Here is a 25,893-nt window from a genome sequence, read left to right on the forward strand (position 1 = left end):
GTTTGAATCTTTAGCAAGTCAGTCCTCCCTATTCTTCAGGAGCTACAGCTTTCTTACCCTTAAGAAGGCGGGTGGCAAATTCTGTTTTTATCGTTTAAAGTCCTTATTATTATCAGGATGAAATGCCTTTACCAGAAGTGAGCAGGCCATGCATCCCATCAGGTTCACAGATAAACTTATTTCTCCATGACCAGGAAACTCTTCCTCATCTGCATCATTCCCTACCTCCTTTTTGGTTGCAGCAAAGAGGACGTGGCACCGGTATTTCTGGTGGAGGAATACTCGCCGTATTTTACGGTTAATATGTATGAAGACGCCGCCATAGGCAACCACCCTAAAGTCTTCACACTTAAATATGACGCCCGCCACAAACCCCTTAAGCGTCACTGGATAGTTGGGTGTACCTTTCCCCCCTGCCCTCCTGCTGAGAGATATATGTTTGACACCGTTCTGTACCAAAACAACACCATCCGGATTTTACCCCGTTCTTCCCACCCAGAAGTAGAAGTTATTGAATCTGAAACCCTTTTAAAACTCGCTGGGGCAAACCAGATTGAATACAGAGTACTCAAATTAAGTACCCGCAACGGCCATGACTCAGTGCGCTATCATTATAGCAACGCGAGACTTGACAGCCTGAGCACCTACAGGGTCTTCGTTTCTGGGAACAGCAGAAAGGAAAACACCAAATACTTCAGGTTTGACGCGGCAGGCAACCTGGCAGAGGTAGAGACAAGGGAATATTCAAAAGACTCCTATACCCCTAAGGAAATCATTCAGGTTAAAACCGAAATGTTTGGAGGTTATGACACTGCCCCAAACCCATTTCAGGCACTGTTCATGTTTGACGACTCTTTCTACCGCTCACTTTCCAAGAATAATTTTACTACTTATCAAGTCAAAATTTTTGAGACTTACTCCAATACCACCACCTACGGCAACAAAAGGAGCTGGCAACTCACCTATGACACCAGAGGAGTTCCTGTTTTCATCTGGTAACCGCACCATCCTCCTAAAAGCGTTTAGGGGCTGTTTTTGGAAAAACAGCCCCTAAACGGAAAGACCGTCGGGCAAAGTCTTTATTCTTCTTCCCTCTCCAGCAGCAGCACCGCAGATTGGGGTACTATGAAATATTTATCGCCCAGGTAGTTGATTTCCACGGCGTCGCGCTGCAGGTAGATGGCCAGGTCGCCTTCGCGGGCCTGTAGCGGGAGGTACCGCACCTGCTCCTTTTCGTCATGGTTCCAGAGTTCGTCGTCCAGGCCATAATCGGCGGGGATGGGGTATCCGGGGCCTACGCGCATCACGTAGCCTTCCTGCACTTTCTCTTTCTCCTGCACGCCGGGCGGCAGAAACAGGCCACTCCGGGTCTGCTCCTTCGCCGATTTGGGTTTAATGAGCAGCCGGTCTCCTACTACAATCAGTTTCTGTAATTTATGGGCAGGTGAGTCTTCGCGCATATGGTTCATGAGGTTTTGGTACTAACGGCAAAGATAAAACAGCAGAGAGGTACAACGCCACAGAATTAATATCCTCTAAAGTCAGTGCGCTTCGGCCCTTGCCTGTCTCTCTTGAAAATCACAGTCTGTTGCTGTTGCCGGTGTATGCCTCTGCCAGATGGCGATGGTCTTCTGAGCTGGAGGCCGGCAACTTCACCGTGAACAGCGAGCCCTTGCCTACGGTACTCTCCACCTCCAGCTCACCGCCGTTCCTCTGGATGAGTTCTTCGCAGATCATAAGCCCGAAACCGCTGCCCCCCTCATTCTCGGTGCCGTTGGTGGTAAAGTACTTTTTCCCTCTTATCTTACGCAAGGCCTCTTCACTGATTCCTACGCCCTGGTCTTTTATTTTCACCATGACCTGCTCTCCTACCGCCGAGGAAACCATAATTTCGCCGCCGGCTTTCGTGAACTTGATGGCGTTAGACAACAGGTTGCGGAAGACTACTTTCAGCATTTCATCGTCGGCGGTGACTTCCAGCTCTGGGGCCACCTCGTTCAGAACCGTGATCTGTTTGTTCCGGTACGCTATTTCCTGTTCATAGATCACCTCACTGAGCATCTGTCTTATATTCAGGATCTCTGGTTTGATGGAGCCGCCTTTCATCTGGCTTTTGATCCAGAACAGCAGGTTCTCCAGCAATGACAATGACCGCATGTACTGCTTCTCCAGCTCCTTGAGAACCGCCGCGGACTTTTCCGGGCTCAGGGCCCCTCTGTTGATGAGTTCCAGAATGCCTTTGGTATTGGCCAGGGGGCCGCGCAGGTCGTGGGAAAGAATAGACAGCAGCTTGTTCTTCATCTGGTTTGCTTCCTCCAGACTCTGGTTTTGCTGTGTGATGTCTTTGTTCAAAGCGTTTAAGGCGGTAGAATGTTTTTCAATGACTTCATTCTTCGCCTTTAGTTCCTTGCTGGTCTTCTTGGCGATGTGGTAGTTCCGGTACCACAGGTAGGCGATCATGCCCAAGGCCACCAAGATAGTTACCACCACCCCCAGAAGGTAATTGGCGGTTTTGGCTTTCTGGCTGGCCAGCAGCGCCGCTTTCTCATACGCCAGCTGCTGCTCCTGCTTCTGCTTCAGAATGTCCAGAAAGTTGATGGCATAGGACCTCTCCTGCTCAAAAAGCTGGGCACCCTTGTCCACAAGCGAATCCTGCCACTCTACCACCTTCACCCAATTCTGCTGCCCTTTGTACACCTCCGTAAGCGTATGAATGGCTTCCATTTCCAGTTGGGAGGCATTGATCGCCTTGGCAGACTGCAAAGCAGTCAGAGCCTGGCGGATGGCTTCCTCATGGTGGCCTTCCCGGCTGGCCGTTATAGCCAACTTACTACTAGCCAGGGAAATCCCATATTTGTCGTTTGATTTTAAATCCAGTTGCTGGGCGCTGGTGAAGAAGCGTTTCGCCTTGGCGAGTTCCCCTTTTTGCAGGTAGAGCAATCCCAAATGAAAGTAAGACTTCTTAACACCATAGGCGTAGCCCCTCTTGTTGCTTTCTGCCAGCGCCTGTAGAATATAGGCTTCAGACTGAACGTAGTCCTTTTGCTGCAACTCCAGAAGCCCCATGTTGTTTCTCACATTGATGACATCCTTCCATTTCTCCAGCGCCATAAAGGCCTGCAATGCCTCCTTGTAAAGGTTTTCAGCTTTCTGGAGTTCATTGGCTTCTTTCAGGGCGCTGGCAATCTGCGCCTTGGCCCGCGCTATATTGAACGTGTCTTTGATGCCGTGACTGATCTGCAGCGCTTTGGTGAACAGGGAAAGCGCCCGCTTAGAATAGCCGTTCTGCCGGTAAATTCCGGCTTCATATAGATAAGACGTGGCTTCCCCTTTGGTATAGTGGTGTGTTTTTGCCAGATACAGGGCATCGTTCAACAGTGACAGCGCTTTGTCTACATCATGCCGCTTTAGCTCAAAGGCCAATTCATTCAATGAGTCTACTTTAGCTTCTGCCTCTATGGTTAGCTTCTGTTTCTCCCCCGCTACCTTGGCCTCCGCAGAGACCATACTCCCTCCCCATAAGCCCCCCCACAAGGCGGCAATCAACACCCAACGCATCATTAAATAGTTAAATTAACAGAGCAGATCCAGGGGGAAGGATAAACTACCGCTCTTAAACATCAAAAGAAACCAACCTATATTTTATACTACTGTAATTCAACCAAATGAATCACAAAACAAAGGTAACAACAAAATAAGTCAACTACTATCACACAGCAGCAACATCCAATACCTTTATTGCTAAAATCAAATAAATAAGATTAATTCATATTAAAGTCCACTAAAAACCTCAGCAGTAAAATAACCAACCAGGCGAGAAAAGGTTTTGCCTGCCCCTCCTTTCTGGGCAGGCAGAGAGTGCTCCCAATGCGGCAGCACTCCCCAACAGATGCCTGGTTTGGGGCAGATTTGGGAAAAAGAGCCCCTAAACACACCCCTCAATGCAGAGGTGCTTAATTGTCTCTCTGGAATAAATGATTGGGTAAAACAAAACGCCTATAACTGCCCGCTTCTTATGGGATAGAAGACGTTGCAGCTATAGGCGTTTAGCGGCCGTTTTTCCGGAATTGGCACCAAACTGTTAATCCATCAGATCGGCGGGCCGGGGAGCTTGCGGGGCTACGTCTGGGTTCCAGCTCATGGGATAGTTCTGGTCCAGGAACTCCAGGGCGTCGGTGGTGAGGTACAGGGGTTTGAATGTGTCAATCATGACCGCCAGCTCATGGGTTTCCTTCTTGCCGATGCTGGCCTCCACCGTACCCGGGTGCGGCCCATGCGGGATGCCGCTGGGATGTATGGTGAAAGACCCAATGTCAATGCCTTTGCGGCTCATGAAGTTACCGGCCACGTAATACAGAATCTCGTCTGAGTCTACGTTGGAGTGGTTGTACGGGGCCGGAATGGCCTGCGGATGGTAATCGAACAACCGGGGCACGAAGGAGCAAACCACAAAGCCTTGCGTCTCAAAGGTCTGGTGCACGGGCGGTGGCTGGTGAATGCGGCCGGTAATGGGCTCAAAATCATGGATGGAGAACGCATACGGATAGAAATACCCATCCCAGCCCACCACATCCAGCGGGGAGAAATCATAGTGGTACTGGTGGAGAAAGCCCTCTTTCTTAATCTGCACTAAGTAATCACCGGGTGTATTGTCAAGGAACAGCTCATGCGGTGGCCTGATGTCGCGTTCGCAGTAGGGCGAGTGTTCTAGCAGTTGCCCAAAGTGGTTGCGGTAGCGGCGCACCGTTTCCACCGGGCTGAAGCTTTCTGTGATGAGGAGCCGCACCGGGCCTTCGTTCCACTTCCACTGGTGAATGATGGTTCTGGGAATGACCACATAGTCACCGGCTTCCACTTCCAGGCGCCCCATCTGCGACAGCAGTTCCCCAGAGCCTTCATGGATGAACACAATCTCATCTGCTAAGGCATTCTTGTAGAAATAGTCCATGGTGCGCTGGCGCGGCAGGCAGATGGAGATGGTGCAGTCTTTGTTCATCAAGACGGTCTTGCGGGCGCTCAGATAATCTTCGCCGGTGGTTTCCCCCTTGAACGGACGCAGATGGTAAGGCGCCAGCGGCACCCCCGACTGCACCGGCCCATACGGCACCGGCTCCCCAATACGCGAGATTTTGGTGGGCGCGTGCTGGTGGTACAGCAGCGAGGAAACCCCGGAGAAGCCCAGCGTGCCCACCAGTTGCTCATGGTAGAGACTGCCGTCTGGCTGCCTGAACTGCGTATGCCGTTTGCGCGGGATATTGCCTAACCGATGATAATATGCCATACTTGCTTGAATGAATGTCTTATGGGGTAATAAGTTATAACAATCCTGTCCACAAAGCAAAAGCGCCGCAGGAACAATTTCCTGCGGCGCTTTTGCTTACTTCCCTAGGCTCACTTGCCGGGCCTGATCAAAAAGCCCCATAGCTCGCTGAAAATCTGGGTCTGCTTCATTGAGGACAGGGTAGAAACCGTCTGCCTCATACAGACTGCGGGCGATGAAGGCCTTCAGGTTGTTCCGGATGGTCCTCCCCGATTTCTTCAGGTCCCGGTTGTCTACTTTCACATTGGCCTGCCTGGCTTCTTTCAGGAGCTCCTGCACCATGGCATCGGTTATCTGGAAAGACTCCAGGAAACTGGCCTTAGACATGCTTTCCAACTGCTTGCGGTGCTCCCTAAAATAGGTAAGCGCGTATTCGCGCAGCACGTTTTTCTGGTACAGCTCCGTTAACAATGTAGAGTTGTCGGTGGTGTCACGGGGTACGAACACGTCTGGCATGATTCCGCCGCCGCCGTACACCACGCGCCCCCGGCTGGTCTTATATTTAAGCGAATCATTGAACTTAATGCTGTCCTGGCTGAACAACTCGCCGTGTTTGTAGCGGTTCATGAGTTCCATCTCGTAATCCTCGGTAGACTCTGGGTCATACGGTTTCTGGATGGAACGTCCGCTTGGCGTATAGTAGCGGGAAATGGTCAGGCGCAACTCAGAACCGTCAGACAACGGAATGGGCACCTGCACTAACCCTTTCCCAAAGGACCGGCGGCCCACAATCAAAGCCCGGTCATGGTCTTGCAGGGCACCTGCCAGAATTTCGGAGGCCGAGGCGCTTCCCTCATTGATTAAGACAATCAGTTCCCCGCTCTCAAAGTCGCCCTTCATCTTGGCGTAGTAGTTGGCGTCATATTTGGTGCCTTTGCCATCTGTGTACACCAGTTTCTTGTTACCGGCGATAAACTCATCGGCCATGCGGGTGGCGTGGTCCAGGTAACCGCCGGGGTTGTCGCGCAAATCCAGGATCAGGCGCTGCAGCCCCTGCTTCCTAAGGGCAGACAGCTTGGACTTGAACTCGTCATAGGTCCCGTTGGAGAAACGGCTTACCTTGATGTACCCGGTGCGGTTGTCAATCATATAACCGGCATCTACAGACACAGACGGAATCTTACGCCGTACCACCGTGAACTGCAGCGGTTTTGTTTCATGCGGCCGCATAATGGTCAGGTTCACTTTGGATCCTTTGGGGCCTCTCAGTTTTTTAAACACTAAGTCATTGGAGACATTTACCCCTGCAATGTTCTCGCCGTTGACTTTGATGATTTTGTCACCGGCCTGGATGCCTACCTGCTCAGAAGGCCCTCCGCTGAGAGGTGCAATCACGTACAGGGTATCCCTAAAAATGTTAAACTCCACCCCAATGCCGTCAAAATCGCTTTCCAAGTAAGAACGGGCCATGCTCAGATCTCTGGCCGGAATGTAAGAAGAGTGCGGGTCCAGCTTCTCCAGCATGCTGTTAATGGCATACTCAGACAAACGCTCTGTGTTCACAGTGTCTACATACTCGCGGTCAATATAGCTCAGGATTTCCCTGAACTTGAGATAGCCCTTGGCCGTGCCCTGCGGATTGTTGGAACTAGGCTGAAACAGTGTGGCTCCCAGTAAAACCCCCACCGCCACTGCCAAGCCCAGAAAAAACGGCAACCGCACCTGAAACAGGGAGTTCTCTATTTTCTTGCGCTCAGTTTTATTTTCCATAGTATCTGGTATCTTTTTAACTGCTGTTCATCCTTCTCCCGCAGAAGTGCTTTTCTAAAGACAGAAAACCGCTGGCTACAGGAAGATTCCTTTATTATAGTACAAATTTAAAGCCCGTAAAGTTGCTTTTATGGTTAAGCACCGTTGGCAGAAAGCCGCTGCGCCATTTTCTTCAACTCCCGCGCGTAAATCTGCCGGTAGCTGCCAATCCGGGTGGTGGTATCGGCCGCCGAAGTGATGGGCCGGGCCTGCACGCGCTTAGCGGTGGTAAGGGCCACTTTGGCAATCTTATCGGCTTCCCAGTAACCATTGAGGGCACGCAGGCATTTGTAAATTAACTCAGAATCCTCAGACTTGGCCTCTACCAGCTGCTCTGTATAAAAACCAATGGCGTTCAGGACCGCCGTGTTGCCCATGTCTTGGTAGTAGTGCGGGAACAGCTCGTGCCGTAGCATCTCATTGGCGCCCTGCTGTTGCAGTACAAACAGGTAATCTTTCCGCCCGTTCTGCAACAGCACGCCTTTAATGTCGGCGTGTTTGTCTGCCCAGTTGGCTTTGTCTTTATGCGTTTCTATGATGGTGGGAATCTCCTCAAAGGGATTGGCCTTGGCCCCGGCTGGCGGAGTGAGCCCGGCGTACTTTGAGCCTTTGGGATAGGTGATCTCAAATTCTGGGGCTTTTGGTGCCTCAGGCGCCGGGGAAGACGCCACCGTGGTGGTATCTGCTGCCTTTTGGTCTGCCGATGTTTTGGAGGCCATGTCTCTGAGCATCTTCTCACAGGAAGTTAAGCCCAGTACACTGCCGCAGGCTATTACCAGCGCCATCCGTCTGGTCAAAATATACGTCATGAAGCTAAGAATAATGGATTGTATAAGAGACAGGCGATCTGATTTTTACCCTACCCGTCGCATCTAAAGTAATACTTTAGGTGAGTTCCTTGATGAATTTAAAGGAGAATCTTTCTCCACCGGCTTATCCACAGGGTTTTCCACTCAGGTGCGCCCTTGCAGGCGGTGGGCCAGCTTCTTCAGCTCGCGCGCGTAAACTTGCCTATGGTATCCACTTGTGGTGGCCGTGTCTGGGACCACCTTTTGGGCACGATCCTGCACCCGGGCCGCCGTGAGCCGCGCCACCTGCTCAATCTGCTTTTTTGGCCAATAGTCTTTCAAGGCCTGCAGACACATGTACAGCAATTTAGCGTCCTCAGATTTGGCTTCCACCAGCTGCTGGGTGTAAAAGGCAATGCTTTCCAGCATCTGCGGCTGCGTGGGGTCTGCGTAATAGTGCGGGAACAGTTCATACCGGAGCATCTCATTGGCCGCCTGCTGCTGCAACACAAACAGATAGTCTTTGCCGGCGTGGGCCAGAAGCAACTGCCGCATGTCTGTGTCTTTGCCGGCGTAATTGCGCACGTTGCCGTTGGCCTCTATGATGCGCTGCACCTCCTCAAACGGGTTGGGGTCTGCGCCGGGCGGAGGGGTCAGGTTCTGGTAGTTTGATTCTGGCGGGAAAGTCAGTTCCCATCGGGGCTCCCGGGGCACCGCCGCGTACGCTTCCGCCGCGGCTAAATGCCTTGCCCTTAAAGCTTGCGTCGTTTCCTCATTCTCCGCCGCCGGAAACAGAAAGAACCGCTGCACCACCAAGGTAGCCAAACCCAGGGCGATGAGGAAAATATCTATTTTCTGAAGTTGCTTCATTACGTAGTTCCTTCCGTCCTTTCTGATGCTATTGTCCCGGCTAGGGCTGTTTCTCAACAAGATGCGTTTAGCGGCCCTTTTTCACAAATTAAGCAAAAAACAGAAAAGACTCACTGTTCCCGGGCATCATGTTCGCCGGTCTGGAATGTAGTTTTCTCCAGCTCCAGCTGTTCTTTCTGCGCCGGGGTAAGCGGGGCCATGCGCTTCAAATCGGGTTGGCCGGCATTTACCCAGGCGGTGTACCAGTAACTGGCCACCAGGTGCGTGGCCAGCCGCATCTGCCGTTCTACCTGTCCATGCAGCCCCCGGTGGTACGCCTGACTGAACTCCCGGGAGTACACCTTCACCGTGGTGGCCCCTCTTTCCTCCAGGCTGTATTTCTTGTCCTCAGAAAAAGCCTGTGTCAGTTGTCGCTCCACCGAGAAAACCGAATCCAGGGCCAGATGCGATCTGGTCACTACTTCCCAGGCGGTGCGGCCAGGGTTCTGCACGTACTGGGGCTGCCCTAAAAAGAAATCATATTCCTGGCTCCAAAGTTCCGGCAGGCGGCTTTCCCACAACCCATGGATGCCCCGTTGCCCGGTGAATTGCCCGTTGTAGTTGCGGGTGGTATGCAGGGGCACGCAGGCATCGGCCAGGTAATGCCCAAGCTCCGCCGATACCCGCAGGATTCGCGGGATGTCGTGCTGCTTGAAAGCCTCGGTGAGTTGGTACTGCACCAGACTTATGTGCCAGGGCACAATGCCGTGGCGTTGCAGGGTATCCAGGGAGAATTGGGCCACGGCCTCTTCCCAGCGCCGGGGCAGTTTGGCGAAGGCGCTATCGCCGTAGGCATCCAGGTCAATGAAATGGCGAGCACCCTCTTCGGGCACGGCGTAGCGGCGTTTGTCCGGGGCCACGGCCTGCTCCATAAGGTACGGCAAATGCTGCTTGTAAAACCCAATCATCTCTAGCGGCAGCGTGTACACCGCCTGCTGGTTAATGCGTTGGTGCGCGTAGAAGCCCCAGGCGTGTGTTTGGGCATGACTCAGCAACAGAAGCAAAGGGAGCAGCAGCAGGATTCTTCGCATATAGCTGTATACGAAATTATTACACACCCAAGTTCACCCGTTTAGGGCCAGTTTTGGGAAAAAGAGGCCCTAAACGCAAATCCGCAAGTTTCGGGTTGGGGCGGGCGGGGTGGCGTTCTACCTTTGCGCTGCTTAACTTGAAGGGCCATGACAGAACAAGCGCAACTCAACTACCATAGAATAGCCGAAGCCATTGGGCATATCAGGCAGAACTTCAGGCAGCAGCCTAGCCTGGAAGAACTGGCAGAGAAGGTGCACATGAGTCCGTTCCACTTCCAGCGCCTGTTCACCGAGTGGGCCGGGGTGAGCCCCAAGAAGTTTCTGCAGTACGTGAGCCTGGCCCACGCCAAACAGGTCCTGAAAGCCAGAGAAGCCACGCTGTTTGATGCGGCGGCAGAGACCGGACTTTCCGGCACCAGCCGGCTCCATGACCTGTTTATGAAAATGGAAGGCATGACACCCGGCGAGTTCAAAAACGGCGGCGAGCACCTGCGCATTAACTATAGCTTCGGGCAAAGTCTGTTTGGGCAGATTCTAGTGGCCTCTACGCCCAAAGGCATTTGTTATATGGCGTTCGCCGAAGAGGAAGAAACTGCATTGGCCGTCTTGCAGCAGCAGTTCCCCAGAGCGCAATTTTCGGCCGCGGCCGATGCTTTCCAGCAAGATGCCCTACAGATTTTCACCCATGACTGGAGCCAACTGCCCCAGATAAAGCTGCACCTCAAAGGCACCGAGTTCCAGTTGAAAGTGTGGGAAGCGCTCCTGAAAATACCCATGGGTAACCTGTCTACCTACGGCAGCATTGCCCGGCAAATCAACCACGCCAAGGCCTCTCGGGCGGTGGGCACGGCCATTGGCAGTAATCCGGTGGCGTTTCTGATTCCCTGCCATAGAGTAATACAGTCCAGCGGGGTGTTTGGCGGGTACATGTGGGGACCAGACCGGAAAACGGCCATCATTGGGTGGGAAGCGGCTAAAGCCAATGCGCTGCCCTAATTCCTGTTTAGGGGCTCTTTTCAGAAAAACAGCCCCTAAACGCAAAAACCTCACCGGTCTCCATGACCAGTGAGGTTTCAACATCTTCTGCCGCAATACTACAGTCTTAGCGTTTGCCTAAACCGGCGAACTTCATGCGGTAATCGGCGTCTACGTCGCCTTTGGTGATTTTGGTGAGGCGGCCTTTGAGCAGACGCTTCTTCAGGGCAGAAAGGTGGTCGGTGAAGAGGATGCCCTCAATGTGGTCGTACTCGTGCTGGATCACGCGGGCCGTGAGGTCATCGTATTCCTCAATGTGTTCCTTGCCGTCCAAGTCATAGTACCTGATCTTGATGCGCTCCTGGCGCCACACTTCCTCGCGTACGCCGGGTATGCTGAGGCAGCCTTCGTCAAAGCCCCACTCCTCGCCAGACTCTTCCAGAATGGTGGGGTTGATAAAGGCCTTCTTCACGCCTTTGTCTTCTTCGCCCTCTTCCATGAACGGTTTGGAGTCAATCACGAACAGGCGGATGCTTTTGCCAATCTGGGGAGCGGCCAGCCCTACGCCGTGGGCATGGTACATGGTCTCAAACATATCCTCAATGAGCTTGGGCAACTCTGCGGAGTCTGTAGGAATGTCTTGGGCTTTGGTGCGCAGCACCGGATCGCCGTAGGCAACAATAGGGTAGATCATAGGTATTGTCTGCTCTCTAAATAACTCTGTAAAATAATGGTGGCGCTTATCTTGTCCACGGTGGCTTTGTCGGCGCGGGCTTTTTTACCCAGCCCCGCGTCTATCATGGTCTGGAACGCCATGCGCGAGGTAAAGCGTTCATCATGGGTCACTACTTTTTTACCGGGGAACTGCTTCTGCAGTTTCCGCACCAGGCCCACCACATGCTGGGTGTTGTTGGTAGCATTCCCGTCCAGGTGCACCGGCATGCCCACCACTATCTCGTCTACCTCCTCTTTCTGGCAGTATTGGGCCAGAAAAGCGAGCACATCCTGGGCATGCACCGTGTCCAGCCCAGAGGCGATGATCTGCAACGGATCTGTGACGGCTAGCCCCACCCGCTTTACTCCGTAATCTATGGCCAGTATGCGTCCCATGGTTTGCGTTTTTACGTGATTTTCCGGGAAAAGGCCCGGAAACGAACGGCCTCGGCTTTTCTCTGCTTGAAGCGGCCTGCCGTATCCTGCAAAGGTAGCGCATTCTTCCGGAAAACCTGTTGCCCTGCCGCAGTGGGCTCTTTCAAAGCGTTGGGCTTTTGCGTACCTTAGGCGGTAGAACTACTTTTCACCCATGTCTGCTATCCTTTACCGCCGGTCTCTCCGGCCGCTGCTCCTGGCCTTGCTGCTGTGGAGCCTCTCCCTCCCCTCCTCGGCCCAAGTAGATTTCCAGAAACTAGACGCCTATTACCAGAAAGCCCTTAAAGACTGGAACGTGCCGGGCATGGCCATTGCCATTGTGAAAGATGACTCCGTGGTGTTTGCCAAAGGCTACGGCGTGCGCGACATCCAGAAAGGCGGTGCCGTAGACGCCAACACCCTCTTCGGGATTGCCTCCAACACCAAAGCCTACACCGCCGCCGCGCTGGCCATGCTGGTAGACGAAGGCAAACTGAGCTGGGATGATCCAGTGACTAAGTACCTCCCCTACCTGCAACTCTATGACCCCTACGTGACCCAGCACCTCAACATACGAGACCTGCTCAGCCACCGCGTGGGCTTGCAGACCTTCTCCGGAGACTTACTGTGGTACAACACCACCTACAGCCGCAAAGAAATTCTGGAACGCGCCAAATACCTAAAACCGGCGTATCCGTTCAGAGGCGGGTACGGCTACTCTAACCTCATGTTCATCGCCGCCGGCGAAGTGGTGGAAGCCGTGAGCGGGAAAACCTGGGAGCAGTTCATTCAGGAGCGCATCTTCCGTCCGTTGGGCATGACTCGTTCTTACACCTCAGTGAACCAACTGAAGGGCGTGGAGAACGTGGCTACGCCGCACGGCAATCCTACCACCCAGGGTGGTAAACCCGTGCCCACAGTCCTTACTGCCTGGGACAACTGGAATCCCGCTGCCGGTATCTTCACCAGCGTAACCCAGGATGCCAAATGGCTGAAACTACAATTGAACCGGGGCACCTACCACGGCCAGCGCCTGTTCTCTGAAGCCGCCTCGCACACCATGTGGACCATGCACAACGCTCTTCCCGTGGCCCCCCAGATGGAAACCATCACGCCCTCTCTCCACTTCAGCGGGGCCGGTTTGGGCTGGATGCTCAATGATTACCAGGGTCGTAAGATTGTGGTACACGGCGGTGGCCACGAGGGCATGAACAGCCGCACCGTACTGGTTCCAGAGGAAAAACTGGGCATCGTGATCCTGACCAACAGCATGAGCAGCATCATGGCGCCTATCGCCAATTACACCATTGACCAGTTCATGGGCATTAAAGACGGCCGCGACTGGAGCCAGTTTAACCTGGAGATGGCCGCCAAGGCCGCAGAAGCGCAGAAAGCCGCTGAGGGCAAATCCGCCAAAACGAAACTGGCCAAAGCCAAGCTTACCCGTGACCTCAACGCCTATGCCGGCACTTACCACAGTCCCCTTTACGGCAATGCCACGGTGGCCTTACAGAAAGGCAAGCTGGTCTTGAGTCTGGCCGCCGCGCCTGCCCTGGGCGGTGAGCTTTCCCTCTGGCAACCCGATATCTTTGACCTGCGCTGGAAAAATAATTTTGCGCTGCTCACCCCTACTAAAGCCCGCTTTTTGCCCGGCCCAGACGGCTCCATCGCTGAACTAAGGCTGGATGCCAACAACCCTGATTTCCATTTTTCTGAGCTGGAGTTCACGCGGGTACAATAAAACACCGCCTCCCCTGGAACCAGAAGGCCTCTGCCCTGCATTAAACTGGCAGAGGCCTTCTGGTTTGGGGCTTTTTTAAGAAAAACGGCCCCTAAACGGAAATGCCTGTAATATTCTACCCGCCCCCTCGACTTATGACGCAGTTATTGGAAAATGATCCGCCACTCACCCTGTCTCTTCTTTTTTCAATCCATTATAAATCAAACCGTTACCGCCACTTCCTTCTAGGAATGTGGCAATAAATTCGTATTATTATCCTGAGAGTTCTGCTTTCTACAAACTAAACGAGCTTAGATCATGTCTAAAAAGAGTACCCTGGCTATCTTACTGGCCGCCGCTATGCTAACGCAGGCCCAGGCGCAAACCCAGAAGAAGGCCGCTCCGGTTAAAAAAACCACCGCTACGGCTTCGGCCAAAACCCAGCAAGGCACCCGCAAGCTGGAAACCGTCACTAAAAAGAATGGTGAACTGGTAATTCCTTACGAGAAATACCAACTGGCCAACGGCCTTACCGTGATTGTGCACGAAGACCATTCAGACCCTATTGTACACGTAGATGTGACCTACCACGTAGGCTCCGGCCGCGAGGAAGTGGGTAAATCTGGTTTCGCGCACTTCTTTGAGCACATGATGTTCCAAGGCTCAGACAACGTAGCCGATGAAGAACACTTCAAGATCGTCTCTGAGGCCGGCGGAACCCTGAACGGAACCACCAACCGCGACAGAACCAACTACTTTGAGACCGTGCCCTCCAACCAACTGGAGACCGCTCTTTGGCTGGAAGCAGACCGCATGGGCTTCCTCCTGGATGCCGTAACCCAGCAGAAATTTGAGGTGCAGCGCGAGACCGTGAAAAATGAGCGCGGCCAACGGGTAGACAATGCCCCCTACGGCCTGTCTTATGAAAAAGTGAGCGCCGCCCTGTATCCCTACGGCCACCCGTACTCCTGGACCACCATTGGGTATATTGAGGATCTGAACCGCGTAAACGTCAATGACCTCAAGAACTTCTTCCTGCGCTGGTACGGACCAAACAACGCTACCCTCACCGTGGGCGGTGACGTGACCCCGGCCCAGGTGGTGAAACTGGCAGAGAAATACTTCGGCTCTATCCAGCGCGGCCCCGAGGTGAAGAACCAGAAACTGCCGGCTCCGGTGTTAACCCAGGACCGTTACATCTCTTACGAAGACAACGTCCGCTTCCCATTGGTGCAGATCACGTTGCCTACCGTGCCGGCCAATCACCCAGATGAGCCAGCCCTGGATGTTCTTTCTAACATCATTGGCGGTGGCAAAACGTCTCTCATTTACCAGAACATGGTAAAAACGCAGAAAGCCAACCAGGCCGGTGCGTACCACTCCACCTCTGAGTTAGCCGGTGAATTCACGCTGTCTGCGCGGGTACTCCCTAACCAGAACCTAGCCGATGCCGAGAAACAACTGCGTGATGCCATTGCCGAGTTTGAGAAAAAAGGCGTGACCGATGAGGACATTGCCCGTTACAAAGCCTCATATGAAGCCAGCATCATCAACAGATTGTCCAGCGTATCTGGCAAAACGTCTACTTTGGCGGCTAACCAGTTCATGACCGGCAATGCAAACCACTTGGTAAAGGAAAGACAGGCGGTGAACGCGGTGACCAAAGCCGATGTACTGCGTGTGTACAACCAATATGTGAAAGGCAAGAAAGCCGTGATTCTGAGCGTGGTGCCCAAGGGCAAATCTGAGCTGATTGCCAAAGCCGATAATTTCAAAGTAGATCCTAGCGGCTACAAAGCTCCGGCAGACCAGTACTCTGGCCTTAAGTATGTGAAAGCCAAAGACACTTTTGACCGCAGCAAACGCCCGGCTGCCGGTGCTGTGCCTACCATCACGGTTCCACCGTTCTGGAAGGAAAGCATGGCCAACGGCATCAAAGTGATTGGAGCCAAGTCTGACGAGGTGCCAACCGTGACCTTGCTGTTCACCCTGCAAGGCGGGCACAAACTGGAGGCACATGATCCGTCTAAGGCGGGTATCGCGTCTTTGACCGCCTCTATGCTGAATGAGTCTTCCCAGAAATTCACCGCTGAGCAAATCAGTACAGAACTGGAGAAACTAGGCTCATCCATCGGGTTTGGCAGCGGCGCGGAAAGCATGACCGTACAAGTACAGTCTCAGGTGAAAAACCTGGATGCCACCTTGGCTCTGTTGGAGGAGCGCATGTTCCACCCTCGTTTCGACGCGTCTGAGTTTGACCGCCTCAAGAAGCAGCGCCTGGAAGCCATCAAAAACCAGAGCACCCAGCCAACCGTGGTAGCCGACAACGTGTACAGCAAAATGCTCTACGGCGAAGGCAATATCAGAGCCATTCCAGTAGTGGGTACCGTACAAACCGTGGAAAGCATCACGCTAGATGACGTGAAGAAATTCTACGCGAACTACTTCTCCCCTAGCGTGACCAACCTGGTAGTGGTAGGTGACACTGATCAAAAACAGATCATGTCTAAACTGGCGTTCCTGAACAAGTGGCAAGCCAAACCGGTGACCATGCCGTCAGACACCAAGTTGGCCAGCATTGACAAGACTAAGATCTTCATTGTAGACAAGGAGAAAGCCGCGCAGTCTGAAATCAGAATCGGGTACATGGCCCTTCCTTATGATGCCACCGGCGAGTACTACAAAGCCGGGCTCATGAACTACGTGCTGGGCGGGGCCTTCAACAGCCGCATCAACTTGAACCTGCGTGAAGACAAAGGCTACACCTACGGCGCCCGTTCCGGTTTCTCCGGTACTGAGGAAGCTGGTCCGTTCACGGCTTCTGCCGGGGTTCGTTCCAATGCCTCAGATGCTTCGGTGGTGGAGTTCATGAAAGAGATCAAGCGTTTCCGAGAGGAAGGCATTACTGATGCCGAGCTGGCTTTTATGAAAAATGCCATCGGGCAATCTGATGCCCGTAAGTACGAGACCTCGTTCCAGAAAGCGGCCTTCCTGAACAACATGCTCCGCTACAACCTGGACGCCGACTACGTGAACAAGCAGAACCAGATTTTGCAGAACATCACCAAGGAGGAGATCAACGCGCTGGCCAAGAAATACCTGCCGGTAGACAACATGAGCATCATGCTGGTGGGCGACAAAGCTGCTATCAAACCTGGTTTGGAGAAACTGGGCTATGAGGTGGTGGAACTGGACCCAGACGGCGCTCCGGTGCAGGCTCAGGCAGCAGTTCCCGTTGCCCCGGTAGAGCCTAAGAAAGCCGAGCCCGCCAAGAAAGGCCGCAAAGCCAGAGCTGAAGGCCGTGTTTTCTAATTGACAATTCTAGAGGATTGGCCCAAAAGGCTATCCCTGTTTTAAAGGCGTTTCCGGAAAAAGACCCCGGAAACGCCTTTTTTCATGCCCGTGGGTACTGCTTATCATTTAGTGGCTACACTTACTCCACCACCTGCTCCCGCTTATGTTCCATTTAGCGGCCCTTTTTCCAGAAACAGGTCAAAAACGCTTCTGCAGTTGCAGGCCGCTGTAGAAGTTGCGGCCGGGCGCTGCCTGGAAATACCGGTTCCCGAAGGCGTTTAAGTCATTGCCCAAACTGTAGTCCCGGTCGGTGGCGTTCTCTACGCCGCCGTATACTTCCAGCCGCCACGTTTGGGCAAAAGCACGTCTGTAGCCGGCCTGGGCACCCACCACCACATAGTCTGGCGCGTAAACGGTATTGGCATCATTAAGTGGTATCTCAGCGGAGTAGTTGGCCGTGGCGTTTAAATAAAGCCCTAGTTGGCTCTCCACGTCCAGACCGACCACGGCTACGTGCGGGGCGGTACCGGTGAGACGGTTGCCCGAGAAGTCATTCTCGTTCTGCCGGTAATCTCTGAACCGGAAGTGGTTGTAGGTGTAGGTAGCCCACAGCCGCAGCAACCGCAGCTGTGCTTCCGGCGCCTGAATGATGGCGTAACCCAACGCAGCTTCCACGCCTTTCTGACGCGTAGCACCAGCATTGGCAAATACCGCCACCCCAGAAGGAGTGGTTCGGCTCACGATGGTTTCCTTCAGCTTGAAATGAAAGCCAACCAGATCAAATGTGAAGCGCTGGTTGAGCAAGATCCCTCTAAGACCCAATTCATAGTTCAGTCCCCGCTCTGGTTGCAAAGCCGTGTTGATGCTTCCGTCTGAAGGCCGCACCTCGGCCTCAGTGGGTGGTGAGAAACCGGCGCTCACGCTGGCATGCGCAGACAAAGCAGGCGAAATCACTTTTACCAGCCCCACTCGGGGTGAGAATTGGGCATCAAACTCCCGGTTTTGAATGTAGCCGGTTGGTCTGGCTACCGCATCAGAGACGCGGGCAATCTTGTACTTCAGGTCGTTCAGGCTGGCTCCCAGGGTAAGCAGGAAATCAAGAGGCAAATCCACGGCGGCCTGCCCAAACACAAAACCCTCGGTCACGGCGACTTCATCGTCATACCTCAAGGCTCCCGGGGTACCGGCATTGTTCACGTATTGGCGGGCATTCACAAACCGACGCTGCCCTTCCAGCCCCAGCGTGAAACGGGCGGGCATTCCGCCTATACTGGTGCGGTAAGTAGTGCGCGTACGGCCCCCGAAACTCTGGTTCACGTTTCGCTCATAGTCGGTCACGAAGGGATGGTTGAGAAAACTGAACACGCCAAACAAAGAAGTGGTATTGCTCCAGCGTTCATTGAACTGGTAGTTGTGCACAAAGCCCAGGTTGAGCCCTTCCAGGTTAAGCGATGCGTTCTGGTCTTTGTTCTGCTGGCGCGCCGCCCGCGGATTGGCCTCAAACTGCTCCCGCGTGAGGGCACCGGGCAATTCATAGAACAAATCTGAATACAGGGCATGGAAGGAGAAGGTCTGTTTCTGGTTAGGGTAAAACTGCCCCGACAGTAGTACCGTCTTGCGGTCCATGGCGCTTTGCTCCCGGTAGCCGTCCAGGGTCTGGTGGTCATAGCGCAACAGCAGGTTAGATTTCTCAGAGGCCACGCTGGCCGAAGCGAAACCTCGGCGTAAGCCATAGGAACCCACCATGCCCCCGGCCAGCACGCTGCTTTCTGCGGGTTTCACGGTTTCCAGCAAGATGGTGCCGCCGGTACCCGCCCCGTACACGCTGCCCGCCGGACCTTTGAGCACCTCAACGTTGCCAATGGTGGCGGCATCCAGTAAGTTCAGCGGAATAGTGCCGTTGGCTTCCACCAGAGGCACTTCATTTAAGTAGACTTTCACATTGCGCACCCCGTATGGCGCCCGCAACGAGCTTCCCCTAATGGAGATGCGGTAACTGGCAGTGGCCCGTTCTTCCATGCGCACTCCCGGAATGGTATTGAGGGCCGGTACCAGCGTAGTTTCACTGAACCGTTCCAGATCACGTTTTTCCAACAGGCCCACTGCCCCGGCGGTTTGCAGCAAGGGCCGCTGGGTTTCGTAGCCTCTCACCACCACTTCCTGTAATTTCACCGCCAGGGGTTCTAACAGAATAACCAGTGGCTTCCTACTCTGGGGCACTACTAATTTCTGCAACCGATGGGTGGCGCGCTGCACCAACAGCGTGTCAAAACGGGACGCCAGTATGATGCTGAACTGACCGGTGGCATCTGTCAGGGATTGAAGACCGGTTCTGGCATCGCTCACCACGGCTCCCTCCAGCGGTTTTTGGGTTTGGGCATCCAATACACGGCCCGTCACGGTCACCTGCGCAGCGGCAGAAAGAACTAGTAGAAAGAAAAAAGAGGTAAAAAGGTATTTCATGGGAAGGAGTTCAGGAAGAATGGGCGTGCCGGGTTCCCTTACGGATTCCGGTGCCGGATGGAGGTGCAAAACTATCAAAAAAAGGTATTCTGCCTCTTTCCCTCTACTCTGCGGTTTTCTGGAAGAACGACAGACAGTTTTGTGCTTCCCATGTACTAAAAGATGCTTTGTTCAGTTCTACTTACTACATAGCTTCTATTTAATATTTATATAAAATTTAATATTCCTACCCCATGAAAAGACTTTTGCTGCTTCTTTTCTTTCTGAATGCGTTACCAACATTTTCCCAGATACCGCCTACTGAAAACCAGAAACTGGAGAGCCTGGCCAAGGTATGGGGCTTCCTGAAATACTACCACCCTACGGTGACAAAAGGGAAAGTAGACTGGGATGCTGAGTTAATGGCAAAGATAGCAGAGGTGAAACGAGCGAAAGACAGAAAGGAGCTTGCCGCCATCTACACCGCATGGATAGACGGACTGGGCAAAGTGAAAGCCTGCCGCAAATGCAACACCAACCTCCCCGACAGCCTGACGCGCAACGTCACGTTTGCCTGGTTCCAAGATTCTGCCGTGTTCACGCCCCAACTTACCCAACGGCTCCTGCACCTGCGGGCGAACCGCAACCAGGGGAAAAATTTTTACGTGCAACGCAGGTATCCGCTGTTCAAGACACAGGCGTATTTCCCCAATGAAAAGACCTATGAAACGCTGGCAGACTATCCCGCAGAGGAATACCGTTTGCTCAGCCTTTTCCGGCACTGGAACATCATCAATTACTTCTTCCCTTATAAATACCTGATTGGCCAACCTTGGGACCAGGTACTGACGGACATGCTGCCTAGCTTTAAAAATGCCTCCACGGCAACAGAATACCACCTGGCCATGCTGGAGCTAAGCAACAGCATCAATGACGGGCACAACTTCTTCCAGACTAAATTCACGGCCGCACACTTCGGCTTTTATCATGTTCCCTTCAAATACAAACTGATAGATAACAAGGCCGTGGTCACAGGTTTCTACAACCAGGAACTGGCCACTGCCAATGGCATCAAGTTGGGAGACGTGATCACCAAGCTGGATGGGAAACCCCTGGCGGAAGCGCTGCAACCAAAACTGAAATATATCTCGGGCTCCAACCATGCCTACAAATTAAGCCGCACGCAGTTTTTTCTCTTCAATGGTTCTACCAATACGCTCAACATCACGGTAGAGACAGATGGCATAGAACAGACGAAGGAGATAAAGAGGTACTATTTTAGCCGCTTCGGGCCTCAGGATACCACGCTATCAAAGCAGCCTTGGCGCTTGTTGCCCGGCAAAGTAGGTTACCTTGACCTGAGCAATCTGGTGGCAAAAGAGGTTAATACGGCTATGAAGAATATCTGGGATACGAAAGGGATTATTCTTGACCTCAGGGAATACCCCAAGCCGGTTAGCCATGCGGTAGCCGCTTATCTTAAAGCCGAGAGATCACATTACGCCTACCTCACTTACCCAGACCTCTCCTACCCCGGCGTGTTCAGGCCCAACTCCCCCTGGAAATCAGGGAGTAAAAACAAACGGGACAACTACAAAGGCAAGGTAGTTCTCTTGATTAACGAAGGTACCATGAGTGCCGGTGAATTCGCGACCATGAATTTCCAGACAGCCCCAAACGTAGTGACCATTGGGAGCCAGACGGCGGGCGCCGATGGCAACATCGTATACATTCCGTTTCCGGGCGGTTTCAAAGCCAGCATGTCTGGGCTAGGCGTGTACTACCCAAGCGGGCGCGAGACCCAACGCATAGGAATTGTGCCTGACATAGAAGTAAAACCCACCATTGCCGGCACCAAGAGAGGCGAAGACGAAGTTCTGAACCGGGCGTTGCAGTACATAGAAACGGGGAAATAACCTCATGGCACACTTCCTTCGGCTTTCCATTTTCACTTTTGCGTTTAGGGGCAGTTTTTAGAAAAATAGCCCCTAAACGTATACTATTATGAATACATGCTCTCCCTTTAACCGTAGCACGGCAAGGAAAAGATGGCTTAAACATTCCTCAACACATACGAACAAAACACCCGCATAAAACAACAGAGGCCTTGCGTTTAGGGGCGGTTTTTCTAAAAACAGCTCCTAAACGCAAGGCCTCTGCCACAGCAGGGTTCTACGGCACCTAGTCTTTCAGGGCCAGGGTGCCTTCTACCATCTGCTTGCCTTTCTTCGTTTTGGTATCTGGCTGGCCGCCGCCTATGCTCACGGTCACGTTGCCCGGCAGGTGCTTGGCGGTACCGTCCTCGGCAATGACGTGGAGGTCCTGCGGACGGAGGTCAAAAGAAACCACCTTGCTTTCGCCGCGTTTGAGGGCAATGCGTTCAAACCCTTTCAGGGCTCTGAGGGGCGTTTTGTAACCGTTCACCTGGCGCGTGAGGTAAAGCTGCACCACTTCTTCGCCGTCCATCTTACCAGAGTTAGTCACGCGCACGCTCACCCGCACCGGGCTGTTCACTTGGCTGTTTTTGGGCAGTTCCAGCTTGTCATACGTGAAGGTGGTGTAGCTGAGGCCGTATCCGAACCCATACAAAGGCTGCCCGGTGAAGTAGCGATAGGTGCGATTGGTCATGGAATAGTCGCCGAACGGCGGCAGGTCCTGGTCGCCTTTGTAGAAGGTCACCGGCAGGCGGCCCGCCGGGTTGTAATCCCCAAACAGCACATCGGCAATGGCCGTACCCGCCGATTGGCCTGCGTACCAGGCGTTCACAATGGCCGGAATGTTCTGGGCCTCCCACGGAATGGCGATGGCGCTGCCGGTCATCATCACAAACACCACTGGTTTGCCGGTTGCTTTGAGCGCTTTCATTAAATCAGTCTGTACTTTGGGCAGTAAGATAGAAGTACGGTCGCCGCCGTTGAAGCCGGGCTCGTCTACTTTCATTTCCTCGCCTTCCAGCTGCGGCGAAATGCCGCCCACAAAGATGATGGCGTCGGCGTCTTTCACGCGGTTAGCCAGGGCTTTGAAGTCCGACTTAGCAAAGTTACCGGCCCGCAGGTGTACCGAGGCCTTTCCGCCATCCTGGTAGTACTCCAGCACCAGGCGGTATTTCTTGCCTTGCTGCGTGGACAGTTTATAACTTTTGGCGCCCCAGCGGTTGCGGGTCCAGGCATTGAGCTGCTCTTTACCGTCCACCAACAGACGATATCCGTCATCGCCCTCCACCTCAAAAGTAATGGAACCGGTAGTAGTAGCGGTAAAGTCTGTGGTGTAGCGGGCCGAGAAGTTGTAAGCTTTCATGCTGCCTACCACGGTTTCGCCTTCCTGCCAGAAATGGCTGATCTCGGGCTCCTGGCGGGTGGCCACAGGCTGGCCTTTCAGCTCCACGTTGTTGAAGTATTCGGCTTTCACGCCGGGGTTGCCCTCAAAACTCAGCTGCGACTTCACATCTGTGTACACCAGTAGGGTGTCTTTGGTAAAGGTAGAAGCGCGTTCATACACCACTTGCGTACCGGCACCCACTTTGTTTTTGATGCCCTGCAAGGCGGTCACAATCTCAGAAGGAATTCCGTTGTAGTTCCCCAGCACCGCAATAGGATTATCAGCGTTGGGGCCTATCACGGCAATCTTCTTCAGGTTCTTTTTGAGGGGCAGGGTGTTTTTCTCGTTCTTGAGGAGCACCATAGACTGGCGCGCCATTTTAAGGGCGTGGGCTTTGTGGGGCTCACTCTCCAGCACTTCGGGCGGAGTCTGGGCGTATTTCACCATGGCAATAGGGTCAAACATACCCAGGCGGAACCGGATGGTGAACAGGCGCTTCACAGACACATCAATCATGCGCTCAGTGATCTGGCCGTTTTTCACGGCCTGCACCAGGGCTTTGTAGGCATCGGTTCCGCAGTCAATGTCAGTGCCGTGCATCACCGCATCGGCGGAGGCAGAGGCGGCATCTGGGTGGGTTTTGTGGTTCTTGAAGAAATCGTCAATGGCCCAGCAGTCTGAGGTGACGTAGCCGGTGAATTGCCACTGGTTGCGCAGGATGTCGTTCATGAGCACATCACTCCCGCAGCAGGGCTGGCCTTTGAAGGCATTGTAAGCGCACATGACCCCGGCCACTTTGGCGTTCACTACCAGTTCCTCAAAGGCGGGCAGATACGTGTCCCAGAGGTCATAGTTGGTGGCGGTGGCGTTGAACACGTGGCGCTCAGGCTCGGGGCCGCTGTGTACGGCGTAGTGTTTGGCGCAGGCGGCCGCTTTCAGGTATTTGGGGTCATCGCCCTGCAAGCCGCGCACAAACGCCCGGCCCAGCATGGCCGTGAGGAACGGATCTTCGCCGTAGGTTTCCTGCCCCCGGCCCCAGCGCGGGTCCCTGAAGATGTTGATGTTGGGGGTCCAGTACGTTAAGCCCACGTAGCGCTGCCCGCTCTTGCCTTCCTGAATGGCTTTGTTATAGATAGCCCGGCCTTCCAGCGCCGAGAAATCGGCCATGCGTTGCAGGGAGGTGGTGTCAAAAGTAGCGGCCATCCCAATGGCCTGCGGATACACAGTTACTTTATAAGGTGTACGGGCCACGCCGTGCAGCACCTCGTTCCACCAGTCATAGCTGGGAATGCCCAGGCGGTCAATGGCCGGGGCCGAGTTGAGCATCTGGGCTACCTTTTCTTCCAGAGTAAGGCGCGACACCAGATCGTTCACCCGGGCTTCTATGGAGAGCGAGGGGTCCTGGAACGGATACGCATATTTTTCTTCTTTTTTCACCGAGGTGAAGGCTGCAATGCCAACGATGGCACTGAGAAAGACAAAGAGAAGCGCTTTTTTCATGAAACGAGGGAATTAAGCCGAAAAAGGTTGATTGTTCCGTAAGTTGGTGAATTTTTCAAAGACTTCCGCCCTACTCCGCAGCGATATTGCCGAAAAAAACAGTTCTTCCGCCTTCTGCCCCGTTAAATTCCTCAAGGTCTGTTTTGGGCCTGTTTTTGAAAAAGGAGGCTCTAAACGCACTGGCTTCCCTTCAGAGAAACGGTAGCCTCTTCTCTCACGCCTCCCGGGCATTGTTTGAATTTTGCAAGCAATGGTTTGAATGGGGCAAACTCCGCCACGCCGGCACCGCCTACTTTTGCTCCATAAAACCGGAAAGCGCAAACGCTTCTCCTCCTTTTCACCAATTGCCATGAAAGAAACAGCAAACCCTTACGCAGGCATGTGGGTCACCGCCGATGGGTACATCCGGCACGAACTCCTGCCCAACGGCCGCTATGACGAGGCCCGCGGCTCCCGCCGAAGCGCTTACCAAGGCTCCTACACCCTCACCGGAGACCACATTGACTACAAAGACGACACCGGCTTCACTGCCGATGGCGACTTCAGAGACGGCATTCTCTACCACGCCGGCATGGTGCTGTACCGGGAAGAGAAGTAGACTCCTGCTTTTCAGAAAGCAGTCTGAAAAACCGTCTCACAACCGTAGGGGCAACCACAAGGGATTGCCCCTACGGTAATGTTAATTAAAGAAAGGTCTTTTCTGACCGGCGTTTAGCGGCCGATTTTCCAAAAACGGAAGAGAAACAGGATCACAAGTGTACGTCCACCCAAAATCACTTATCTTACGCCATGGCAACCACCGAGACTCTAGAAGAGTTTTACCACCACAAATTCAACGGACTCCCCGAGAACCTGAAGAAGGACATAGGGCACTTCAACGTGTTCCGGCTAGAAGACTGTGCGCTCACCCCCGCCAACTACAGCCGCCGCGACTTCTACAAAATCTCCTTGATCAGGGGCCACTTGCGCTACCATTACGCCGATAGGAGCGTGGAGGCCACGGGCACCACGCTCATGTTTTTCAATCCGCAGGTGCCGTACACCTGGGAAACGGTGACGGGGGAGCCCAGCGGGTATTTCTGCATTTTCAAAGAAGCATTTTTCACCGAGAAGATCAGGGGAAGTTTGCAAGATTTACCCATGTTCGCCATGGGCGGAAAGCCGTTTTACTCCTTGGCCCCGGCGCAGGAGCAGCAGGTGAGCGCCATTTTTGAGAAGATGCTTTCTGAGATCAACTCAGACTACCTCTATAAGTACGACCTGCTGCGCAACTACGTGACGGAGATGACGCATTTCGCCCTGAAAAGCCAACCCGCCGAGGTATTGTACGAGCACCCAGACGCCAATGCCCGCATTACGGCCGTGTTCAGTGAGCTGCTGGAGCGCCAGTTCCCCATTGAATCGCCGGGCCAGCGGTTCCAGTTGCGGTCGGCGAAGGACTTTGCCGAGCAGCTGGCCGTGCACGTGAACCACCTGAACCGCGCCATCAAGAAAACCACCGGCAAAACCACCACCGAGCTGATCGCCTCGCGCCTGGTGAGCGAAGCCAAGGCCCTGCTCAAGCACACTGACTGGAACATCTCAGAGATTGGCTACAGCCTGGGCTTCGCTGAACCCGCGCATTTCAACAACTTCTTCAAGAAACACACCACCCTGCCGCCCTCACAGTTCAGGCATGTTTGATTTTTGTAAGTGATGGTTTGATGGGCGCAAACCCCG

At 53.6% G+C, this 25,893-nt stretch carries 17 protein-coding genes and 2 pseudogenes; 8 read left to right on the top strand and 11 right to left on the bottom strand.

Annotated features, from left to right (window positions below):
• The first annotated feature begins 186 nt into the window (after positions 1-186).
• On the top strand, positions 187-999 hold the full coding sequence (locus tag EFA69_RS11505) for a hypothetical protein (RefSeq protein ID WP_123133204.1): 813 nt from the start codon (positions 187-189) through the stop codon (positions 997-999).
• Positions 1,000-1,079: 80 nt separating this feature from the next.
• Here the strand turns inward: EFA69_RS11505 and EFA69_RS11510 are convergent, their stop codons facing one another.
• From EFA69_RS11510 to EFA69_RS11540, 7 genes are all read right to left on the bottom strand, one after another.
• Positions 1,080-1,460 (bottom strand): co-chaperone GroES, encoded by a 381-nt coding sequence (locus EFA69_RS11510; RefSeq protein WP_123133479.1) that lies wholly within the window; start codon positions 1,458-1,460, stop codon positions 1,080-1,082.
• 118 nt (positions 1,461-1,578) lie between these two features.
• Complete coding sequence (locus tag EFA69_RS11515) at positions 1,579-3,507, bottom strand: tetratricopeptide repeat-containing sensor histidine kinase (RefSeq protein WP_221175715.1); 1,929 nt, start codon at positions 3,505-3,507, stop codon at positions 1,579-1,581.
• Positions 3,508-4,081: 574 nt separating this feature from the next.
• Entirely contained in the window at positions 4,082-5,281 is a 1,200-nt protein-coding gene (locus EFA69_RS11520; protein WP_123133206.1) for a homogentisate 1,2-dioxygenase, read from the bottom strand.
• Positions 5,282-5,377: 96 nt separating this feature from the next.
• Positions 5,378-7,030, bottom strand: a complete 1,653-nt coding sequence (locus EFA69_RS11525; protein ID WP_123133207.1) for a S41 family peptidase — start codon at positions 7,028-7,030, stop codon at positions 5,378-5,380.
• Positions 7,031-7,164: 134 nt separating this feature from the next.
• Positions 7,165-7,878 (bottom strand): hypothetical protein, encoded by a 714-nt coding sequence (locus EFA69_RS11530; protein WP_148041336.1) that lies wholly within the window; start codon positions 7,876-7,878, stop codon positions 7,165-7,167.
• A gap of 144 nt (positions 7,879-8,022) precedes the next feature.
• Positions 8,023-8,727, bottom strand: a complete 705-nt coding sequence (locus EFA69_RS11535; protein WP_123133209.1) for a hypothetical protein — start codon at positions 8,725-8,727, stop codon at positions 8,023-8,025.
• 110 nt (positions 8,728-8,837) lie between these two features.
• The gene (locus EFA69_RS11540) at positions 8,838-9,797 is read right to left on the bottom strand and encodes a zinc dependent phospholipase C family protein (protein ID WP_123133210.1); all 960 of its coding nucleotides are present in this window, start codon (positions 9,795-9,797) and stop codon (positions 8,838-8,840) included.
• A gap of 147 nt (positions 9,798-9,944) precedes the next feature.
• Between EFA69_RS11540 and EFA69_RS11545 the strand changes: the two genes are divergently transcribed.
• Positions 9,945-10,793 carry a methylated-DNA--[protein]-cysteine S-methyltransferase gene (locus EFA69_RS11545; protein WP_123133211.1) on the top strand — a complete coding sequence of 283 codons (849 nt, stop codon included), beginning with the start codon at positions 9,945-9,947 and terminating at the stop codon, positions 10,791-10,793.
• A 106-nt stretch (positions 10,794-10,899) separates the two neighbouring features.
• Here the strand turns inward: EFA69_RS11545 and def are convergent, their stop codons facing one another.
• A complete protein-coding gene (def, locus tag EFA69_RS11550) occupies positions 10,900-11,466 on the bottom strand; it encodes a peptide deformylase (RefSeq protein WP_123133212.1) in 567 nt (188 codons plus the stop codon).
• The gene (gene ruvX / locus EFA69_RS11555; RefSeq protein ID WP_123133213.1) at positions 11,463-11,882 is read right to left on the bottom strand and encodes a Holliday junction resolvase RuvX; all 420 of its coding nucleotides are present in this window, start codon (positions 11,880-11,882) and stop codon (positions 11,463-11,465) included. The genes def and ruvX overlap by 4 nt, the downstream gene beginning before the upstream one ends.
• Before the next feature lie 193 nt (positions 11,883-12,075).
• On the opposite strand from ruvX, the gene EFA69_RS11560 reads away from it, so the two are divergent.
• The 3 genes and pseudogenes from EFA69_RS11560 to EFA69_RS20710 form a co-directional block, all read left to right on the top strand.
• The gene (locus EFA69_RS11560) at positions 12,076-13,641 is read left to right on the top strand and encodes a serine hydrolase (protein ID WP_123133214.1); all 1,566 of its coding nucleotides are present in this window, start codon (positions 12,076-12,078) and stop codon (positions 13,639-13,641) included.
• Positions 13,642-13,980: 339 nt separating this feature from the next.
• Positions 13,981-15,141: pseudogene (locus EFA69_RS20705) on the top strand (M16 family metallopeptidase); the annotation flags it as partial.
• A gap of 450 nt (positions 15,142-15,591) precedes the next feature.
• Positions 15,592-16,932 (top strand): annotated as a pseudogene (locus tag EFA69_RS20710) (M16 family metallopeptidase); the annotation flags it as partial.
• Between the two features lie 180 nt (positions 16,933-17,112).
• Here the strand turns inward: EFA69_RS20710 and EFA69_RS11570 are convergent.
• Positions 17,113-19,377, bottom strand: coding sequence for a TonB-dependent receptor (locus EFA69_RS11570; protein WP_123133216.1), 2,265 nt, complete (start codon positions 19,375-19,377; stop codon positions 17,113-17,115).
• A gap of 233 nt (positions 19,378-19,610) precedes the next feature.
• Here EFA69_RS11570 and EFA69_RS11575 point away from each other — a divergent pair, with 233 nt between their 5' ends.
• On the top strand, positions 19,611-21,272 hold the full coding sequence (locus tag EFA69_RS11575) for a S41 family peptidase (protein ID WP_221175716.1): 1,662 nt from the start codon (positions 19,611-19,613) through the stop codon (positions 21,270-21,272).
• Between the two features lie 265 nt (positions 21,273-21,537).
• On the opposite strand, the gene EFA69_RS11580 is transcribed toward EFA69_RS11575, so the two are convergent.
• Positions 21,538-24,174, bottom strand: a complete 2,637-nt coding sequence (locus EFA69_RS11580) for a glycoside hydrolase family 3 C-terminal domain-containing protein (RefSeq protein ID WP_123133217.1) — start codon at positions 24,172-24,174, stop codon at positions 21,538-21,540.
• 349 nt (positions 24,175-24,523) lie between these two features.
• On the opposite strand from EFA69_RS11580, the gene EFA69_RS11585 reads away from it, so the two are divergent.
• Entirely contained in the window at positions 24,524-24,772 is a 249-nt protein-coding gene (locus EFA69_RS11585; protein ID WP_123133481.1) for an Atu4866 domain-containing protein, read from the top strand.
• Between the two features lie 191 nt (positions 24,773-24,963).
• Positions 24,964-25,857 carry a helix-turn-helix domain-containing protein gene (locus EFA69_RS11590; RefSeq protein ID WP_123133218.1) on the top strand — a complete coding sequence of 298 codons (894 nt, stop codon included), beginning with the start codon at positions 24,964-24,966 and terminating at the stop codon, positions 25,855-25,857.
• Positions 25,858-25,893: the final 36 nt, after the last annotated feature.

This window comes from Rufibacter immobilis (assembly GCF_003721565.1).
In the GTDB taxonomy this organism is placed as follows: Bacteria; Bacteroidota; Bacteroidia; order Cytophagales; family Hymenobacteraceae; genus Nibribacter; species Nibribacter immobilis.

Coding starts and splice junctions, on each gene's coding strand:
- EFA69_RS11580 (WP_123133217.1), bottom strand. CDS start 24,174: ATGAAAAAAGCGCTTCTCTTTGTCTTTCTCAGTGCCATCGTTGGCATT.
- EFA69_RS11525 (WP_123133207.1), bottom strand. CDS start 7,030: ATGGAAAATAAAACTGAGCGCAAGAAAATAGAGAACTCCCTGTTTCAG.
- EFA69_RS11570 (WP_123133216.1), bottom strand. CDS start 19,377: ATGAAATACCTTTTTACCTCTTTTTTCTTTCTACTAGTTCTTTCTGCC.
- EFA69_RS11505 (WP_123133204.1), top strand. CDS start 187: ATGACCAGGAAACTCTTCCTCATCTGCATCATTCCCTACCTCCTTTTT.
- def (WP_123133212.1), bottom strand. CDS start 11,466: ATGATCTACCCTATTGTTGCCTACGGCGATCCGGTGCTGCGCACCAAA.
- EFA69_RS11575 (WP_221175716.1), top strand. CDS start 19,611: ATGAAAAGACTTTTGCTGCTTCTTTTCTTTCTGAATGCGTTACCAACA.
- ruvX (WP_123133213.1), bottom strand. CDS start 11,882: ATGGGACGCATACTGGCCATAGATTACGGAGTAAAGCGGGTGGGGCTA.
- EFA69_RS11510 (WP_123133479.1), bottom strand. CDS start 1,460: ATGCGCGAAGACTCACCTGCCCATAAATTACAGAAACTGATTGTAGTA.
- EFA69_RS11590 (WP_123133218.1), top strand. CDS start 24,964: ATGGCAACCACCGAGACTCTAGAAGAGTTTTACCACCACAAATTCAAC.
- EFA69_RS11530 (WP_148041336.1), bottom strand. CDS start 7,878: ATGACGTATATTTTGACCAGACGGATGGCGCTGGTAATAGCCTGCGGC.
- EFA69_RS11545 (WP_123133211.1), top strand. CDS start 9,945: ATGACAGAACAAGCGCAACTCAACTACCATAGAATAGCCGAAGCCATT.
- EFA69_RS11520 (WP_123133206.1), bottom strand. CDS start 5,281: ATGGCATATTATCATCGGTTAGGCAATATCCCGCGCAAACGGCATACG.
- EFA69_RS11540 (WP_123133210.1), bottom strand. CDS start 9,797: ATGCGAAGAATCCTGCTGCTGCTCCCTTTGCTTCTGTTGCTGAGTCAT.
- EFA69_RS11515 (WP_221175715.1), bottom strand. CDS start 3,507: ATGGTCTCTGCGGAGGCCAAGGTAGCGGGGGAGAAACAGAAGCTAACC.
- EFA69_RS11560 (WP_123133214.1), top strand. CDS start 12,076: ATGTCTGCTATCCTTTACCGCCGGTCTCTCCGGCCGCTGCTCCTGGCC.
- EFA69_RS11535 (WP_123133209.1), bottom strand. CDS start 8,727: ATGAAGCAACTTCAGAAAATAGATATTTTCCTCATCGCCCTGGGTTTG.
- EFA69_RS11585 (WP_123133481.1), top strand. CDS start 24,524: ATGAAAGAAACAGCAAACCCTTACGCAGGCATGTGGGTCACCGCCGAT.